At 62.2% G+C, this 13,601-nt stretch carries 7 protein-coding genes and 1 tRNA gene; 7 read left to right on the top strand and 1 reads right to left on the bottom strand.

The genetic code is table 11. From position 1 onward, the window contains the following. The first annotated feature begins 35 nt into the window (after positions 1-35). From R2J76_RS10585 to R2J76_RS10560, 6 genes are all read left to right on the top strand, one after another. The gene (locus R2J76_RS10585; protein WP_316415818.1) at positions 36-3,218 is read left to right on the top strand and encodes a phage tail tape measure C-terminal domain-containing protein; all 3,183 of its coding nucleotides are present in this window, start codon (positions 36-38) and stop codon (positions 3,216-3,218) included. Continuing rightward, positions 3,218-6,469 (top strand): hypothetical protein, encoded by a 3,252-nt coding sequence (locus R2J76_RS10580; RefSeq protein WP_316415817.1) that lies wholly within the window; start codon positions 3,218-3,220, stop codon positions 6,467-6,469. The genes R2J76_RS10585 and R2J76_RS10580 overlap by 1 nt, the downstream gene beginning before the upstream one ends. After that, entirely contained in the window at positions 6,469-6,966 is a 498-nt protein-coding gene (locus R2J76_RS10575) for a hypothetical protein (RefSeq protein ID WP_316415816.1), read from the top strand. The genes R2J76_RS10580 and R2J76_RS10575 overlap by 1 nt, the downstream gene beginning before the upstream one ends. A 547-nt stretch (positions 6,967-7,513) precedes the next feature. Beyond that, on the top strand, positions 7,514-8,083 hold the full coding sequence (locus tag R2J76_RS10570; RefSeq protein WP_316415815.1) for a hypothetical protein: 570 nt from the start codon (positions 7,514-7,516) through the stop codon (positions 8,081-8,083). Then, complete coding sequence (locus R2J76_RS10565) at positions 8,083-9,468, top strand: hypothetical protein (protein WP_316415814.1); 1,386 nt, start codon at positions 8,083-8,085, stop codon at positions 9,466-9,468. The genes R2J76_RS10570 and R2J76_RS10565 overlap by 1 nt, the downstream gene beginning before the upstream one ends. 8 nt (positions 9,469-9,476) lie before the next feature. Further along, entirely contained in the window at positions 9,477-10,463 is a 987-nt protein-coding gene (locus R2J76_RS10560) for a hypothetical protein (RefSeq protein WP_316415813.1), read from the top strand. 1,356 nt (positions 10,464-11,819) lie between these two features. On the opposite strand, the gene R2J76_RS10555 is transcribed toward R2J76_RS10560, so the two are convergent. Further along, positions 11,820-11,895, bottom strand: a tRNA-Ile gene (locus R2J76_RS10555). Positions 11,896-11,986: 91 nt separating this feature from the next. Here R2J76_RS10555 and R2J76_RS10550 point away from each other — a divergent pair. Further along, on the top strand, positions 11,987-13,303 hold the full coding sequence (locus tag R2J76_RS10550) for an IPT/TIG domain-containing protein (RefSeq protein WP_316415812.1): 1,317 nt from the start codon (positions 11,987-11,989) through the stop codon (positions 13,301-13,303). The last annotated feature ends 298 nt before the right edge of the window (positions 13,304-13,601 follow it).

Genomic DNA, 13,601 nt, shown 5'->3' with positions numbered 1-13,601 from the left:
CCCAGGGGACCCCCATGGCAAGCGGAAGCGGCGAGATGAAGATCCTGATCACCGGGGATGCCTCGTCGGCCATGGGGGTTCTTTCGTCCCTGGGGAGGGCCGTCAAGAGCACCGCCGACCAGGTGGAGGGCCATTTCAACGGAATGACCGGGGCCCTCGACGGGATGCTGGCCCCGATCGTCAAGGTGGCCGCCCTCCTCGGGGGCGGCGCCATGTTCAAGGGAGCCGTCTCCGATACGGTCGCATTCTCCAAGGAAGTGGGTGGGCTCCAGCGCCTGATGGGAGGGACCAGCCAGCAGGCCACGATCCTCAGCATTGCCATCGGCGACATCTTCGGGACCACCGATGACTTCGAGGCCGCGGCCCAAAAGATGGTGCGCACCCTGAACAAGAACGAGGTGGCCATCACCCGCATGGGCATCCAGACCCGTGATTCCGCCGGCCGGTTCCGGGACATGAACGAGCTCCTCCCGGAGGTGGTCCGGGGATTGAGTCAGTACACCGCCGGCGCAGACCGGGATGCCGCGGCCCAGGTGATCTTCGGGCGGGGGTTCAAGGAGGTACTCCGCTTCGCGGCCCTGACGCCGGAAGTGATGGAGGCCGCCCGTAAGAAAACCGAGGACCTGGGCCTCGTGCTCGATGACCAGGCCAAGGGCACGATCAAGAAGTACCGGGACATGCTCAACGACACCGATGACGCCTTCACGGCGCTGAAGGTGCGGGTAGGCCTCGAGGTGATGCCCGCGCTCACGGACCTGGGGAACTGGTTCGCATCGGTGGCCCCCCAAGGGATCAATACCGTCGTGGGAGGAATGAGAACTCTCCATGACCTCCTGGGCATGACCAGCGTGAAGCTCGGGATCCTGGTTGGAGTAATGCCCACCATTGCAGGACTGGTGTTGAAAATCCCCGCCCTGACGATGGTGGTGCAAAGTTTCCAGCTACAAATGGCCCTGGCCGCGCGGGAGGGCGTCACTGGCTTCGGGGCCATCGCCGGAGCCGCCCGGGGGACGGGATCCGTCATCCTCGGAATGATATCTCCGTGGACTCTGGCCGCCGGCGCGATCATCGGCGGGGCCTTCGCCTTGGAATACTTCTCGAAGGCCCATGAACGGGCAATGAGGAAGATCACGGATGCGAATTCCGCCGCAACCAAGTCAGCCGAGGATTGGGTTTCATCGTCACGTCGCGTAGTCGAACTCGAAAGGGAACTCGCCACTTCCAAGGGAAGTGAAGCCCATGCCCGGGCCCAGGAGCGTCTGGATATCGCGGTGAAGAGCCTCCTCGCGAAGTACCCCACGCTGGCCGAGAGCCTGGTCAAAGAGGGGAATAACCATCGCACAATTTCCGAAGCCATCGAAATCGAGAATCAAAAGAAGCTGGAAAACCTTCGTCTGAACCTTGCCCTGGCCGAAACCGCCGAACGCGACCTCCAGGCAGGGATGGCCACCCGCAAGCAGTGGAACGATTCCGTGGCGGGTCAGACCGAGGCATTCAATACCGGAGAAGGCTACGAGATCCAGGTTCAGGCCCACCAGGCCGAAATCGATTTCAACAACAAGCAGATCGCAGGAGCCGAAAAGGCGCTCCAGCTCCAAAGAGAGAAGACAAAGGGTCTTCGCGACACCCTGACGGTCCTCACGTCCGTGAATGAAGAGACCAAGAAGGGCAAGGGTTTCGAAGGAACGGACTCAGAATCGGCCCTTCAGAAGCTCAAGGCGGCCTTGGAGGAGCGGAAATACCTCTACGAGAAGGACGCCGCAAGCCATGGGCAGCTCCTGGAGTTCACGAAGACTCAGGAGGTGGCGTGGCTGAAGGACAACATTTCCAGGTATAGCCTCAACGCCAAGGAGCGGGCCCAGGCGTCCAAGATGCTCTTCGAGGCCGAGCGCGCGGTCCTGCGGGAGACCCAGGACGCGAAGATTGCCGAAATGAAGGCCAGCATGGAAGCCTTCAAGCACGATAAGGCCGAGCAGCTTCGAATCGCCGTCGAGATGGAGAAGGCCGCTGCCAACCCGAAGGAGGCCCAGGCCGCCCGGGCCGAACAGGCCCGGATCCGAGCCGAGATCAAGGATCAGAACACCAAGATCCTCGAAACGGAGATGGAAGCCGAGAGGGCTCACAAGGTGGCCTTGCTCGACCTGGATGCCCAGTTCCTGGAGGCCCAGAAGAGTGCCGGGATCATCTCCGACATGGAGGCTCTGACCCGTCTTGAGGCCATCAACCAGAAGAAATACGAGATCGAGCGAAAGGGCCTGGAGGATCGCCTGGCACTGGCGAACCTGGAACCCACCGAGCGCGCCAAGATCAACGCGCAGATCCAGGCCCTGGACGATAAGCGCAGCCTGGGAGCGGCTCAGTTCGGGACCCAGAAGCGCCAGGAGGACCTGAAGGGAAACGGCCAGGCCGGCGCACTCTCGGGGATCAGCGAATACCTCCGTTCCAGCCAGGATAGTTTCTCCCAGTGGAAGGGGATGGCGCTCCAGACCCTCTCCGGCGTCGAGAATGCCTTCGCGAGCGGGTTCAAGGGAATTCTGACGGGACAAATGACGTTCGCCGATGGCATGCGCAGCATCTGGAGCGGCATCACCGACACCGTCATCGGGTCTCTGGCCCAGATGGCCGCAAGGTGGGTCACTGCCGCCATCGCCAGCGCCATCTTCGGCGATTCCGTGGCAAAGACCGCCAAGACCGAGGCCGTAGCGCAACAGGCATCCGCGGCCGCGGGAATCTTCGCCGCGCACAGTTGGATTCCCTTCGTAGGCCCTGCCATCGCCGCGGGCCTCGTGGCCTTCATGAATGTCACCCTGGCGGCCAACATCGCAAGCGCCAAGGGGATGACGGCATTCGCCCTGGGCGGAATCGTGGACGGCCCCACGGTCGGGCTTCTGGGCGAGGCCGGGCAGCGCGAACTGGTGGTCCCGGAAGTGACGTTCACGAACTGGGCTGAGAACCTCGTGTCGAACATCACGGCCCATGACCAGAAGCTACGCGGGTATCAGGATCAAGCCTCCTCCTACAGCGTTTCGGCATCGAGGCAGACCGGATTGGGGATGAGGCCCGTCACAATGGTCAACGACTTCCGTGGGGCCCAGATCCTGGACCCATCCCAGCGCGGCCTACGGAAACTCGGAAGCGCCGTGTTCGACGCGGCCCGCGCGAAGGCCCGCGAGGTGGGCGTGGTTCTAGTCCCCGGCCAACTCCTCGAGGGGGTTTGATGTCCACCTGGCATGTCACCGCCGTCGAGCGCCTGGGTGCTCCGTCCCCCCAATGGCCCACGATTTATGGCCCCGCTTCCGGCTCGGATCCGATTTCTGCCAACGGCCTTCATACCCTGGACTTGACCCCGTTCCTGGTGCCAATGGAAGACCTTACTTCCCAGATGGAGCGGGACCTCGCAAGTTCCGGCTTTTCGAGTATCTCCCTGGACCTTGAGGATGCCACCGGAGTCCTGGCCGACATGCTGGGTCCCGAATCGGAGACGATGGCGGCTCCTGGCCGGTACTTCGGGCCCTGGATCCAGGTGTGGGAGCACTGGGGGGAAAGCAATGCCGAACTTCGGTTCCTCGGGGTCATGGACGAATCTTCCATCCAGTGGTCGGAGGAAGACGCCGAGACCCAGGCAACCGTGATCCATGCCTCTGAGCTCCTGCGCGAGCGTCTGATCACCGATTTTCCAGAGATGCTCCGGCCCTGGCCCTCGGTCCCGACCAATTCGAGCCAGGATTGGGTGCAGTCCACCGCGGACGCGCTCCTGGAGTCCGCAGCTCCGGATTTCACGCCCAGGGGAACGGCCGCCACCATTGAAGCGGGTCTTTGGGCCCTGGGACAGCTGTCATGGATCGCGAGCATCAACCACGTGCAGGTTCAGCGTGCGGTTTTCCACGTTGACCAGGACCCCACCCTCAGCACCTGGTCGACCAATTACTCCGTTCCCGCACCGCCGGCGTCCTCGGTCATCATCGATGGCACCGCCTATGCCGTGGATCACCTGGAGTGGGATACATCCATCGGGGGATCCGTGGTCGAAGGCGACCCTGCGACCAACTTCACGGAATCCTCATATCGGCCCGTCCGCATCATCCTGCAGGGGGCCCCCGATCTCACCGGGCACCTCCACCTAGGTGACACCGTCGTTTGGGGGATCCCCGAGAGCCAGCGGACGCACTACCTTCTCACTCAGGGCATCACCTCTCCGGCCTCCGGGAGTGATGGCCAGCGTTATGTCGACCTCAACACCGTCGAGCAGTTGGCCGTGGGTGATGTGCTGACCCTCACTTTCCTGGATACGAGCAACAGCACCCCTCGGAAGGTCACCGCAGACCTTCCGGCCATCATCGATCTCGACGGGGAGATCGGAAGAGCCTGGCTAGCAAAGCCGCTTAATCAGGGATACGCCGGCGTTTCGAAGGTCCGAAGGAATTCTCAGGATCCGGTGCTGTTCGACGGTCTCGCTTTCGCCCGGGCCTTGGCGGCCCCATTCGCGGTCGATGCCACGGCCTTCGCTCCGGCTCCCACGGATGTGCCTGTCTTGGCCTTCCGCCCCTACGATGTCGCATCCCCCAGCATGTATGGGGTGCACTGCCTTCAGACCATCGACCTCCAGGGGACTCTCATGGCGGCCAGGAGGGGATCCGATAACGGTTCTGGGTCCTACACGGTCGCTGGGATCTGGACGGGGTCATGGGCCTCTGGGTGGGCATGGAAGGGCCTTCCCCAGGCAGACGCCACCCACCGAATCTATGGAGATGTCCTCCAGTGGCCTGGTAGTGCAAACTCCTACGCTGCCCCGGTGATCTACACCGAGGGCGACCTCTCTGGAAGCGCGGCCACCCCGCCCAACGGGTGGCGCCAGGCGTGGAGGTCATGGAAGTCCTTGGAACACATCACCCAGGACCCAGAGAGCACCTGGAACGGCACGGACGTGATCTGGGACACTCACACCTCCAGCGGAGATATCCCGGCCAGGGTGGTGCACTTCTCGGCCAGCACGCCCACACCCGGGCGCTACGAGAGGACCTCGGAGGGCACCTGGACGTTCCAGGCCCACACCGCCGATGCCACCCTGGGCGGCTCGAGCACGCCCACCGTCACCGGCACCTACCCGGCTGGGAACACCCTGGCCCTGGGCATGGGCATTCGGTCGAACGGCGACGAGGAGGAGGCCTTGCTCGCCCTGGTGGTCACTGGGGCCGCCTACCCGTTCTCGGCCGTCTCGGCCTGCCTCCTGTCCCAGGCCTCCGGGGGCGCGCTCACCGTGCGTCAGACCGCGGCCCTATGGTCCACCGGGAGCATCCCCGCGGGCCCCTGGGCCCTGGGCGGGGGGCTCGTAGTGCAGACCTGGAAGCAAACCATCGGTGGGCTGGACTACCCTCACACGGTGCTCCACAAGCTCAACGGGACCACGGTTATCACCTCCGACCTCAAGACCATGGAGGTGATCCCCCAGACTATCCAGCCCCTCATGCTGCGCGGGGACGCTGGCTCCCGAATCATTGGAGGATGGTATGCGCTCGCCATCGAAACCTTCATGGACGAGGACTATGCGGCGGCGCGCCGGCTGCGTTTCCTGCACCTGGACTCCGACCTGCAGGTGATCAACGGAGAGCCTGAGTCCGACCCCAGCACGCCCACCGACAACGGGACCAATTTCAGCCGCGGCGAGCTCATCGCCAGCATCCTCCCGGATGGCGCCATCATCGCCAAGATGGTGCGCACCTCGGCCACCGCGGATGAGATGGCGGGGATCGTAGGCGGGCGCCTGTTCTCGATCGGAAACACCCTTCCGACAACCGTGGAGCGGCTCAAACTCGGGGCCTCCGACCCCAAGGGAAACACCCTTTCCGTGGCCTACAGCGGGGATGGGATGTCGGTCGGAGACTACATGGCCAAATTCGCTGCGGCCCAGCTCGCAAGTGCCATCGCTTCACCAGATGGGAGCCTGTCCCTGGTATCCCAATCGGCCGGCCCAATCCGCTTGCGCACCCTGGGATCCCAGCAGGTGTCGGTACAAGCCAGTGAGCGGGGCGAGAAAAGCAAGTCCCAGGTATGGCAGGGCTACCTGCGCAAGGTGCGGATAACCTACAACGACATCCTGGCCAAGGGCTCCGCATCGGTCGAAATCTACGGATCCTATGAGGGCGGGAAAATTTTGGAAATGGACGTGTCCGACCTGGTGTGTGGACCGACGATGGGCGTTGCCATTGGCAGGGCCATCATGACCCAGTATGGGCGCCCATTGTCCATCCTCCAGGAGACCTGGGTCGATAGGACGGCGGGCGCTTCAGGTGACCTTGCGCCCACGTGGTGGTCCACCTGGAGGGTCGGCGACAGGGTGGTCATGGATCCGTTCACCGCCCCCGCCACTGTCAACGCATACAAGATTCTCACCCTCAAGCCAGGGTTGGAGGATCGAAGCGTCAAGGTGGAGCTCCGCAAACAACCGTTCCCCATTCGCGTGGAGGCATGATGGCCACGATCTACGGCAGCGACCGAACCCGGATCACCATTTACGCACCTGGCAGTTCCACACCTTTGGCGCGAATCACCCTCCAGGAGGAGGATTCCGAGGGGCTGGTACTCTCCTGGAGGCCTGAAGGCGTGAAGCACTCCTTGGGTGGCGGCGCGGCCTGGGCGAATCACTGGACGCATCGTGGCCACCGGCCACAACTCCAAATTTCATGGGCCGCCGGCATGACCAGCAGCATTGAGACCTGGGATGGGTCTGCGTGGGGAGCGCCCGTGGTGATCTTGACGCCCTTGGCGATCGCGAAAATCCTATCCTCGGCCTTTCTGGCCCCTTGCATGGTGGAGCCTCACCTGGACAAGGCCTACAGTTTCCTCGCCCAGCCCGATCCCGAGAGGCCGTTTGAGCTCAAGGACGTGGGGGCGGCCGTCCACACGGACCTCGGTATTTCGCTCCTTGGGCAGACTGTGGGCCCCATCCCCGATTGGGCGGCCCTATGACCTACACGGCCATCGATACCACCCCACCCACCCGCGTCACGCTCTTCGACGCCGGGGGTGCGCCTGTGGCACGGTGGACCTTGCAAGACCCAGAGCGTGAGGCCCGGGTTGTTAGGTGGCGGGCCGAGGGGAAGTTGAGCGAGCTCGGAAGCGGAGCGGGATTCCGGAGGAATTGGAACCACCGGGGATTTCGCATGGAAATTGGGTTGAACTGGACGGCCGGGATGACCAGTAGCAGGGAGGCGTATGTCACCGGAGCCTGGGGCCCCTCTGAGGACCTTCCAACCGCCCAGGCCCACTGCGAGATCCTGGATTTGGCGGCAACGCATGCTGTCCGGGTGGAACCTTTCATTGGGCAGCCGACACCAGCCTTCCTCGCCCTTGCCTCAGAGGATGGCCCTAGCCTGCAGGACACTGGCGGGGTGGTGCACACGGATCTGGTGCTCAACCTGCTCGGGCGCCACCTGGTTCGATCCGTAACGCTTGTCCGGGCCATCAACGGAGGCTGGGGAATCGGGCCCTGGGGCCTCATGCCGTGGGGGTATTGATGAGCGAACGGACGCCCAAAAAGAGCCTCTACCTCCCCGCCCCGGGGGACGGTGAGGAGAACGGGAATTACTGGTTTGACCAGGTGAACGAGAATTTCCGAAAGCTGGACAACGATCTGGACGACCTTCCCATCGCAACCTCGGAGGTTCTTGGGGGGGTGAAAATCGGCGATGGGATTTCCGTCGATGCGGAGGGCCGGATATCGGTCGCTGGAGGCAGTGGGCCCGGAACGGGCGGGAACGATTTCTACGACATCACCTGTTCCTGCCCGGGGTATCCGGCCGAGGGCCAGATGCTTCTGGTGCTGGTGGCCGTGAGGGCGTTCACGCTGGCGGCCGCCGGGCACCGGGCTTCCGCCCTCACTCTCCCATCCCTGGCGGCTCCCTTCATTTGCCGGAAGAACGGAACGGCCATCGGGACGATCACCCTGGGAACGTCCGGTGCCGTGACGCTCACCGGATGGTCCGCCACCGCGTTCGCGGTCGGGGACGTGCTGACGGTCGAGTCCCCGGCCACCCTCGACCTGACCCTCCAGGACGTGGGAATCACCCTGCTCGGGAGCGCGTGATGGGCATCATTTGCAACCATGGCAGGCCCGATCTCCCTGGCTGGGGCCTGGGGCAGTGGGGCCTGATCCCATGGGACTCCGACAAACTGCCCGGGAACGTGGATTCCAACCTGGTCGCCTACAACCTGCGGCTGGAGAACCTGGGCGCGTACCCTGGGGCCGGATGGACCGCCGAGATCCAGACCCGGGACCTGAAGGACCGGATCAACCACACGTTCCAGCGGCACGCCCGGCTCGACCAGATCCTGGCCGATGGCAACCTGACCACGCTGGCGGGTATTTTCCTTCTCCGCGACGTGGTCTACCTGTCCTGCATCGTCTCCTCCTGCGTCCCGGGCTATTCCAGCCTAACCGAGTATCGCCGGAGCCCCACCAAGGTTGTTCTATATCGCCTGGACAGCGTTTCCGATGGGGTTGGGTTGTTCACACAAGTTGGTAACAAAGTTCTAAATACTGCTATGGGCCCTCTTTTTGGGAGCAATAACGATTATGCTCCGGGCCCGTTTTCCATCTATTCCGGGGGTGCCGAATCTCGCATTGGTGGGTTATTTAATGCCATATTAACCTATGATTATGTTGACGTATATGATTATAACGGTGCACATCACCTAATCCAGTCGTGGAACATTCAAGCAGATATGCTTATGTGCCCATACACCCCAGATCTAAATGCTTTGACAGTAGGCATGATCCAATGGGAACAAAGCCGTGTTGTAACGGCTGGAACTTACGTTAACGATCCAAGAATGGCTGCTGATCCCGGATCTTACCTGACGGTTATAACCAAGGCCAAGCGTTCTTTCGTTTATATCGGGATATCAGGGGCAGGTGATACGGCGCACGAAGCGAACGAGGTTCCCATGTGGGATTCCTCAATGCAGGGCAACGCAATCCTTTATCGAACGGGATCCTACCTTCAGCTTTCAAGTTCCGAAAACGCATATGCCGAAATGCCCGTATTAGCCCATCCCGCATCATTTTCTGTGGACTGCAATTTCGCGCTGTTCTGGGGGCTGCGAACCAATCTGATCGGTTGGCAGATCAATGGTGGAACCTCTGGAACGCGATGGGTCACCAACTACTTGGTTGATCAGAACACGCGCACTGCCACGGACTACACCCCGATCGCCAATACGCTCGGTGCGTCTGAATCGGTTGTAGGCCTTTGGGGCATCGGGGCCGGTGCTGTTTTCGTCAAGAAGAACACCACCGTTATCAACCATGACCAGTTCTATGTCGTTAAACCATCCGATTTAAGTTGTGCCCACAAATACAGCATTTTCTCTGCTCTCCAGGATGACGGGACGGTGATCCATATTGAGGGCCTGGAGGATCCGACACCAACGTTCTGGGAGGACGAGACCTTCTTGAGCGATCTGAACTAGGAGCGGAAATGGCAACCACGACATTTTATGGCCTTTTTAAGCCTGGGATTGGTGATGGAGTTAAAAATGGACGTGTTTGGGGAGGAAAGATAAGTCGTAATTTTGACGATATCGACGACCTAATCCACGACCTAGCGACCAATAAAATGGACGTGATTTCGGGTGGAGTGGATGGCGATATCGTGGGGCGAGTCGATGGAGCGCCCGCATGGGTTTCCAAACCCCATGGCATGCCGCCAGGAGGGACCATACACCAGTTTCTGAGGAAGGTGGACCCGACCGACTACAACGCGGAGTGGGTCGATCTCCCGGCTGGGAGTGGAGGCACCGGGACAATCTGGACCCATTGGGATCCCGACAGGCCACCCACGACCCCCAGCGCGCAGAATGATGAATTTAACGGTACCACGCTCGATTCCAAGTGGACTACGGTCAACTGGGCCACCGCTAGCATCAAAAACGTGAATACTACTGTGCCAGATTCCCTTTACCTGAAATGCACCAATTCGGGAGCAGTCCTTCCATCCGCCATGCAGCCAATCCCTGCCGGCGACTTTACCATTTATATGAAAGGCCAGGCTCAGTCGGAGGCCGCAAGCGGATCCAACAGCGGATTCTGCCTCCTGCTCGCGAATGGGACAACGGCAGGTGCTGGGAACCAGGCCGTCCTGGGGAGCCTGACCTATAACGCAGGTTCAACCTGGATCTATGTTTGGACGGGCTACAACACCTTCAGCACCAACCTGTGGGTGCGGACCGAACGCGCCAACTACCTGCGCATCCGCAGGGCCGGGACCAACTACTACTGGGGGACGAGCCAGGACGGGAAGACCTGGACCGACTATGCCTACAATCCCACTTTCACACCCACCCATTTCGGAGTCGCTGCGATCGCAAACCAATCGGCTGCGGCCCACATGTCGGTCGAGTTCTTCCGGTACTACCCCAGCGCCACGGCAACCCTTGGCGGGCTGTTTGAGACCATCACCGCATGACCAAAGCTGCCGAGAAACCCACTCGCGCCCAGCTGCGCGACGCGGAGCGGATGGCCGCCCGGATCCGGGAGTCCCGGCGCCTGGAGGCCTAGTTCGAGGAAACCCTGGATGAGCGGCAGAGGCCCGCCTGGAGGATGCCTATGGAGTGAAACTACAACCGATTGGGAACCAGTTCGGGCGCCCTTGCGGCGCCCGCCCTAATTTCGGAGATCGTTGAACGGGCTAGGAGGGCGATCCAGCTGTCCAGCGGTTCCCACATTTGATGCAGGTGACCTGGACCTTCCGACTTCCAACGAATCCTCCCAGGAGGCCCACAGGCCCAAGGCCGAGGGCCCCGACGCCGGCCTTCCCTAGCCCGAAGCCCTTCTTCTCGGCCGTGATATGGGGCGACTGGCACCGCGGACAGCGAAGGGTATCATCGACCGTCGTTGGGATGTATCCAGGTTTATGGGCCCACGAATAAGCGGTTGACCTGGGCTCTGAATTCTGGCGCTGGAGCTCGGCCGTGGATGGCCTCATCGAATCCATCAGGTCTTGGTCCGGATTAGGCACCACACGCTCTTGAGCCTGAACTGCTTTGAACACGATCCCCACGACACAAACGACTAGAAAAATAATTGCGATAGTTGTCATATGCCCTCCAACCACGATCCAAATAACACACACGAACGGCAGGGGTCAAATAATATCCACGAACGGTCGAAAACGAGGGTTGAACGGTTTAGATGTGAAATTCAACCGATCGAAGAATTCGCCCCCGTTGAGGATTGCTTTAGGTATGAATTGACTAGATCAACGTTTGTATGAAGACATCAACTGTCGATTCTCGAGATGGTATATTCCTCCAAGGGCTTCAGACCCCTGCAACGCCGGACCCGCCCGTGGCGGGACATCCCTCTCGGGATTCCGGCGGAATACAAAACCCACAATGGAAATACGCCGGGCCGTTGCGTTGCACGGTCTGAAGATCCCGAGCCAGGGCTGCTGCTCGCAGTCCACCTATTCCATTTGCCCCGGTAACTGGGGCCTGGAGACGTTATGCCTATTCCCCTTCCCTTCTGGGTTCTCGCCCTCCTCGCAGCCATCAAGGCCAGGGATCGCACCGGCGTCCAGAGAGTTGCGCGTTCAGATGACCTGGCGGCGCGCGAGGCCGCATATGACGCCGCCGACCTCATTTCCAGGGAATGGACGCCAGAGGAATTGAAGGGGGTCCGTGGGGACTGAATGGGGATTCCTTTCCAAGTTGACTCTATTTTTCAGCATTTACATGCTGTTGACATAGCACGAAAAGTCAACATGGCTGAGATTCACCCAAAAATGAAGACCCTCGAAACCTAATGGTGACGAGGGTCTTGGTGGTGGCCCCACAGGGATTCGAACCCTGGACCAAGCGGTTATGAGCCGCCAGCTCTGACCGCTGAGCTATAGGGCCGTTCCGATTCTAGCCCGACATGCGCGGAATCCCCAAACGCCGGGCTCCCGGGACCCGGGAACAACGTCTGGGATCGGGGCATTCGAGGGCCATGGCCATCCGACGCCTCCTCCTCGCCTCCGCCGCGGTTTCGCTCCTCGCCCTCGGGTGCCGGGGCGACGGGGATTTCCCTTCCAACCCGTCGAGCCTCGCCACGCCGCAACCCGCGGGCGCACCCATCATCACCGGGATCGAACCGGCCGAAGGGCGGTCCGGGGATGCGGTCACCCTCGTGGGGACCCGTCTGGAGGGGGCCACCCGGGTGGACTTCGATGGGGTGGAGGCCAGGGGCCTGAAGGAGGCGAATGGCGCGCTCAGCGTCCTTGTGCCGGCCGGGGCCAGGACCGGGAAGGTCACAGTGCATTGCAGGGCCGGGAAGGCCGTATCCGGTACTGCGTTCCAGGTGTTGCCCAGGGTGTTCGACGCCGCGGTGGACGTGGTGCCCTTCCGCCTGCGTGAGGTCAAGAACTGGCCGGGGCTGAGGAATGCCGGGGCCAGTTGCTTCCTCAATACGGCGGTGAAGCTCCTGGCCAGCCTGCCCGAAGTGGACGCCGGCCTCCTCGACCACGCCGCCGACGACGCCGCCACGGCGGGGGTGCGGCGGCAGTTGCGGTTCACGGTCAACCACATCCGCCTGGGCACCCAGCGTCCCGCGGGTGCCCGGGACCCCATGGGTGCGCTGATCGAGGCCTTCCAGCACCACCCCGGCCTCAGGCGTTTCGTGGCCGAGACCAAGGGACCCGGGGGGTTCGAGACCACGGTCCTGGAGGCGATGCTCGACCTGCTGGGGCTGAAGGGCCAGTTCGACCTGGTCTGCCGCGAAAAGACCCTGGTGGACGGCAAGGCCCCCGCCTACCAGGACTGGACCTTCGGAATGGTGTTCTCCGGCTCGAGGGCCGTCACGGGCTACGATTTCACGGGCATCAGGGACCTGCGCCAGTACCTGGCCCACGTCACATCGGAGGAGGGTTCCACGGGGGACGGAGCCCGCTGGTTTCGGCATCCCGTGAAGATCCCCTCCACCTCCATCATCAAGGTGGAGCACCTGGACCCGCCCCTGGCCCTGGAATTCAGCAACCAGGTCCTGGTGCCCGTCTACACCCTGGATGAGGCGCACCACATCGCCACGATCAACGGACGCGTGGCCCTGGCCGCGTCCGCGTTCTCCCTCTGGCGCCGCGGCCACGTGATCGCCGCCATCAAAGGCCTGGAAGGCTGGTACCTCAACGACGACGCCCAGGATCCCCGCTTGGACCCCAGTCTGGGCCTCGCGGATGGCCCGGCCCAGGCCCCCAGTCCGGTCGGATCCATGGGCGTCCTTTTCTACCGCCGGCAACTATTGGATCCGGAAACAATGCGGGCAAAGTGAAAACAGGTTCCGGAGGATGCCCTGGGGATCGCACGTGTCCCGGACCTGCGTCAGGGATCCGCTGACGCAGGCAAGCTGCGTCAGCGAAAAGCTCCTGGTACGAGGCCAGGCTGGGGTGTTGGCACACTCCGGCTTCGATGGGCCCGGGGGCCGATGGGGAGACGGGGGCTCTCCGGTCGGGCCTATGCACCTTCGATCCGCTTCGAGTTTCCTGCGGTGGAAACCGGTCCGCGCCGACGCTGATTGCAGGCGACTCAAACCGATCAACGTCGACGCGACCGCACTGCCATCCCGGAGC

The organism is Mesoterricola silvestris (genome assembly GCF_030295405.1).
Taxonomy (GTDB): Bacteria; Acidobacteriota; Holophagae; order Holophagales; family Holophagaceae; genus Mesoterricola; species Mesoterricola silvestris.
The sequence above is the reverse complement of the archived record's forward strand: the minus strand, read 5'-3'. Positions and strand labels throughout refer to the sequence as shown.

Coding starts and splice junctions, on each gene's coding strand:
- R2J76_RS10580 (WP_316415817.1), top strand. CDS start 3,218: ATGTCCACCTGGCATGTCACCGCCGTCGAGCGCCTGGGTGCTCCGTCC.
- R2J76_RS10560 (WP_316415813.1), top strand. CDS start 9,477: ATGGCAACCACGACATTTTATGGCCTTTTTAAGCCTGGGATTGGTGAT.
- R2J76_RS10550 (WP_316415812.1), top strand. CDS start 11,987: ATGGCCATCCGACGCCTCCTCCTCGCCTCCGCCGCGGTTTCGCTCCTC.
- R2J76_RS10565 (WP_316415814.1), top strand. CDS start 8,083: ATGGGCATCATTTGCAACCATGGCAGGCCCGATCTCCCTGGCTGGGGC.
- R2J76_RS10570 (WP_316415815.1), top strand. CDS start 7,514: ATGAGCGAACGGACGCCCAAAAAGAGCCTCTACCTCCCCGCCCCGGGG.
- R2J76_RS10585 (WP_316415818.1), top strand. CDS start 36: ATGAAGATCCTGATCACCGGGGATGCCTCGTCGGCCATGGGGGTTCTT.
- R2J76_RS10575 (WP_316415816.1), top strand. CDS start 6,469: ATGGCCACGATCTACGGCAGCGACCGAACCCGGATCACCATTTACGCA.